Source organism: Ruegeria sp. C11 (assembly GCF_056537725.1).
The window spans coordinates 1-4,558 of sequence record NZ_JBQFSB010000023.1 but is presented as its reverse complement, the minus strand read 5'-3'; the positions used below and the strand labels follow the sequence as shown (position 1 = coordinate 4,558).

At 64.9% G+C, this 4,558-nt stretch carries 4 protein-coding genes; all 4 read left to right on the top strand.

Features of this window, described 5'->3' with window-relative positions; genetic code table 11:
- Positions 1 to 235: 235 nt before the first annotated feature.
- From ACR0NA_RS21590 to ACR0NA_RS21575, 4 genes are read left to right on the top strand one after another with little or no spacing between them, the layout of a single operon-like run.
- Complete coding sequence (locus ACR0NA_RS21590; protein ID WP_480732611.1) at positions 236 to 1,480, top strand: pyridoxal-phosphate-dependent aminotransferase family protein; 1,245 nt, start codon at positions 236 to 238, stop codon at positions 1,478 to 1,480.
- 23 nt (positions 1,481 to 1,503) lie between these two features.
- A complete protein-coding gene (locus ACR0NA_RS21585; RefSeq protein ID WP_170657657.1) occupies positions 1,504 to 2,703 on the top strand; it encodes a malate--CoA ligase subunit beta in 1,200 nt (399 codons plus the stop codon).
- Positions 2,700 to 3,587 (top strand): succinate--CoA ligase subunit alpha, encoded by an 888-nt coding sequence (gene sucD / locus ACR0NA_RS21580; protein ID WP_480453287.1) that lies wholly within the window; start codon positions 2,700 to 2,702, stop codon positions 3,585 to 3,587. Before ACR0NA_RS21585 ends, sucD begins: the two co-directional genes overlap by 4 nt.
- The gene (locus ACR0NA_RS21575; protein WP_480732608.1) at positions 3,587 to 4,558 is read left to right on the top strand and encodes a 2-hydroxyacid dehydrogenase; all 972 of its coding nucleotides are present in this window, start codon (positions 3,587 to 3,589) and stop codon (positions 4,556 to 4,558) included. Before sucD ends, ACR0NA_RS21575 begins: the two co-directional genes overlap by 1 nt.

Here is a 4,558-nt window from a genome sequence, read left to right as displayed (position 1 = left end):
GTTTTCCCAAGCATATGAAATTGCCTTTGAATTTGGGTTTTCCTACCCGTTTTGGTGGTGTGTGTTGTGGTATACGGTGGTATCCTTACCCATTTGGGTAGTTTTTTGCCCGTCTTATTAGAAGTCCTAAAGCAGTAGTAAGTTACGTTGCGCGACGGGGCAAGCATCGGGTTTTCTGGCGCTCGACATGACACACCGGGCCGTGCTGGCCGTCAACTGCCGAGGATATCTGACGATGACCCTTCCGATTTTTCCCCCGCTCGAGATCCCCGAGACCCTGGCGGCCGGTCCGGGGCCGGGCAATACCGATGCCCGCGTGCTGCAGGCCTTTGCCGGTGCCGGGGTTGCCGATCACATGCAGGGTGACGTGCTGCGCGGCATGGTCGAGTGCAAGCAGATGCTGCGCGCGATCTGGGGCACGTCGAACACCTACACCTTTGCGGTGGCGGGCACCGGCTGGAGCGGGCTGGACACGATGTTCTCGGCGGTGATGCCCGGCGACCGGGTCGTGGCCTTTTCCAACGGCACGTTTTCCGGCATCGACGCGCTGACCCTGCGCATCAAGGCGGCCACCCGCGCCGAGCTGGCAGCGAATGCGCTGGACCCGCAGGCGGCAAGCGTCACCGTGATCGACGTGCCGCACGGGCAGTCGGTGACCGGTGAGATGGTCGAGGCGGCGCTGGCCGAGCACAAGCCGAAATGGGCCTTCATGGCGCATTGGGAAACCGGCTCGGGGCGGATCAACGACCTGCGCGGCTTCTCGGATGCCTGCGAACGCCACGGCGTCATGGGCCTGATCGATGCGGTGTCGTCGCTGGGGGTCGAGGATTTTTCGATCGACGATTATCCCGGCATCGCCGGCTGGGCCTCGTGCCCGCAAAAGGGCCTGTGCTGCCTGCCGCTGACCTATGCGCCGGTCAGCTTTACCGACGCCTATATCGAGACGCTGAAGGCAAACGGCGCCTATACCTATGTGCACAACCCGATCTTCGAGGCGCGCCACTGGGGCATCGTTGACGGTCAGGACGTTGAAAAGGGCACCTATCACCGGACCCATTCGGGTTATGCGGTGTCGGCCTTTCATGAATCCCTGCGCCTGACGCTGCAGGAAACGCTGGCCGCGCGTGCCGACGCCTATCGCACCCACGAGGCCGCCCTGCGCGAGGCGGTTGCGGCGATGGGCTGCGAGGTGACGTCGAACATGACCAGCCTTGTGGTGCTGAACCTGCCGGGTGCGCTGGCGGGCCGGGAAATGGAGTTGGTGCAGAACTGCCGGGCCGAGGGCTTTGGCATCTGGCCCACCCTTTCGGCCCCGGTGCAGGTCCGCATCGGCATCCTGAACCAACTAAACCCGACGGCCATCCGCGAGATCGTGCGCCGCTTTGCGGATGCGATGCGCGCCTTGGGGGGCGAGGTGGATCACGCCGCCATCGACGACATTCTCGACAAGCATTACGCCCCGGCGATTGCCGCGCAGTAACGCCGCTCAACAGGGAGGAGCAAATGGACATCCACGAATATCAGGCCAAGGAAGTTCTTTCGAACTTCGGCGTCGCGGTGCCCTCGGGGGCGCTGGCCTACAGCCCGGAACAGGCGGCCTATCGCGCGCGCGAGTTGGGCGGCGACAAATGGATCGTCAAGGCGCAGGTGCATGCGGGGGGGCGCGGCAAGGCCGGCGGCGTCAAGCTGTGCCAGTCCGAAAGCGAGATTTACGAGGCCTGCGAGGACATGTTCGGGCGCAAGCTGGTCACCCATCAGACCGGCCCCGAGGGCAAGGGCATCTATCGCGTTTACGTGGAATCGGCCGTGCCGATCGACCGCGAGATCTATCTGGGCTTCGTGCTGGACCGCTCCAGCCAGCGGGTGATGATCGTCGCCTCGTCCGAGGGTGGCATGGAGATCGAGGACATCTCAGCCGAGCGCCCCGAGAGCATCGTGCGCTCGATCGTCGAACCGGCGGTGGGGCTGCAGGAATTCCAGGCGCGCGAGATTGCGTTCGAGCTGGGGCTGGAACCTGCCCTGGTGCAGCAGATGGTGCGCACGCTGCAGGGCTGTTATGCCGCCTTCCGCGATCTGGACGCGACCATGGTCGAGATCAACCCGCTGGTGATCACCGGCGACAACCGGGTTCTGGCGCTGGACGCCAAGATGAGCTTTGACGACAACGCCCTGTTCCGTCACCCGCAGATCGCCGAGCTGCGCGACAAGAGCCAGGAAGACCCGCGCGAAAGCCGCGCCGCCGACCGGGGCCTGTCCTATGTCGGGCTGGACGGCAATATCGGCTGCATCGTGAACGGTGCGGGCCTTGCCATGGCCACCATGGACACCATCAAGCTGGCGGGCGGCGAGCCTGCCAACTTCCTCGATATCGGCGGCGGGGCCTCGCCGGAACGTGTCGCCAAGGCGTTCCGTCTGGTGCTGTCGGACAAGAACGTGCAGGCGGTGCTGGTCAACATCTTTGCCGGCATCAACCGCTGCGACTGGGTGGCCGAGGGCGTCGTGCAGGCGCTCAGGGAGCTGCAGCTTGAGCTGCCCGTCGTGGTGCGGCTGGCCGGGACCAATGTGGAAGAGGGTCAGAAGATCCTCGCCCAGTCGGGCCTGCCGATCATCCGCGCCACCACATTGATGGAAGCCGCCGAGCGCGCCGTGGGCGCCTGGCAGAACGACCTTACCCAGGCCACCAAGATGAGGGCTGTGCAATGAGCATTCTTCTCGATCGCGATTCCCGCGTCATCGTTCAGGGCATCACCGGCCGCATGGCCCGGTTCCACACCAAGGACATGCTGGACTATGGCACCAATGTCGTCGGCGGCGTGGTGCCCGGCAAGGGTGGTGAAACCGTCGAGGGCGTGCCGGTCTTCGACACCGTCAAACAGGCCGTCGAGGCCACCGGCGCCGATGCCAGCCTGGTCTTCGTGCCGCCCCCCTTTGCTGCGGATTCGATCATGGAGGCGGCGGATGCGGGCATTCGCTATTGCGTCTGCATCACCGACGGCATTCCGGCGCAGGACATGATCCGGGTCAAGCGCTACATGTACCGCTATCCGCGGGAGAACCGCATGGTGCTGACCGGGCCCAACTGCGCGGGCACGATCAGCCCCGGCAAGGCGCTGCTGGGGATCATGCCCGGCCATATCTACCTGCCCGGAAATGTCGGCATCATCGGCCGGTCGGGCACGCTGGGATATGAGGCCGCGGCGCAGCTGAAAGAGCGCGGCATCGGCGTCTCGACCAGTGTCGGCATCGGCGGCGACCCGATCAACGGCTCGTCCTTCCGGGATATCCTGGAACGCTTCGAACAGGACGAAGACACCCATATCATCGCCATGATCGGCGAGATCGGCGGACCGCAGGAGGCCGAGGCGGCCGAGTATATCCGCAACCACATCAGCAAACCGGTGGTGGCCTATGTTGCCGGTCTGACCGCACCCAAGGGCCGCACCATGGGCCATGCGGGCGCGATCATCTCGGCCTTTGGCGAAAGCGCGTCCGAAAAGGTCGAGATCCTGTCCGCTGCCGGCGTGACCGTGGCCGAAAACCCCGCTGTCATCGGCGAAACCATCGCCCGCGTGATGGAGGCTGCGTGATGGTCAAACCGTCGGTTCTTGTCACCCGCCGCTGGCCTGCCGCCGTCGAGGCGCAGTTGGCCGAGGATTACAACGTCGCGCTCAACACCGGTGACAGGCCCATGTCCCCGGCCGAGATCCGGCAGGCCCTGAAAACCTATGACGCGGTGCTGCCCACCGTCACCGACACGCTCAGCGCCGAGGCGCTGGACGTGCCCGCCGCCCAGACCCGCATTCTGGCCAATTACGGCGTCGGCTACAGCCATATCTGCGAACCGTCGGCCCGCCAGCTGGGCATGACCGTGACCAACACCCCCGACGTGCTGTCCGAATGCACCGCCGACATCGCCATGACGCTGCTGCTGATGGTGGCGCGGCGGGCCGGCGAAGGTGAACGCGAACTGCGCGCCGGAAACTGGACCGGCTGGCGGCCCACGCATCTGATCGGCACCAAGGTCAGCGGCAAGACGCTGGGCATCGTCGGCTATGGCCGGATCGGTCAGGAAATGGCGCGCCGTGCCCATCACGGGTTCGGCATGGACATCCTGGTCTACAACCGCAGCCCCGTGGCGCCCGAGGTGCTGGCCCGTTGCAACGCAATCCAGGTCGACACGCTCGACGACCTGCTGCCGCACTGCGACTTCGTCTCGCTGCACTGCCCCGGCGGCGCCGCCAACCGGCATCTGATCAACTCGCGCCGCCTGGGCCTGATGAAACCCGACGCCTTTCTGATCAACACCGCCCGCGGCGAGGTCATCGACGAATGGGCCCTCATCCAGGCGCTCATGTTCGACATGATCGGCGGCGCAGCCCTCGACGTCTTCGACGCTGAACCCCGCATCAGCCCGGACCTCATGCAATGCGACAACCTCGTCATGCTCCCCCATCTCGGAAGCGCAACACGCGAGGCCCGCGAAGCAATGGGGTTCCGCGTCATCAAAAACCTCAACCAATTCTTCAACGGTAAAAAACCTCAAGACAGAGTGATTTGA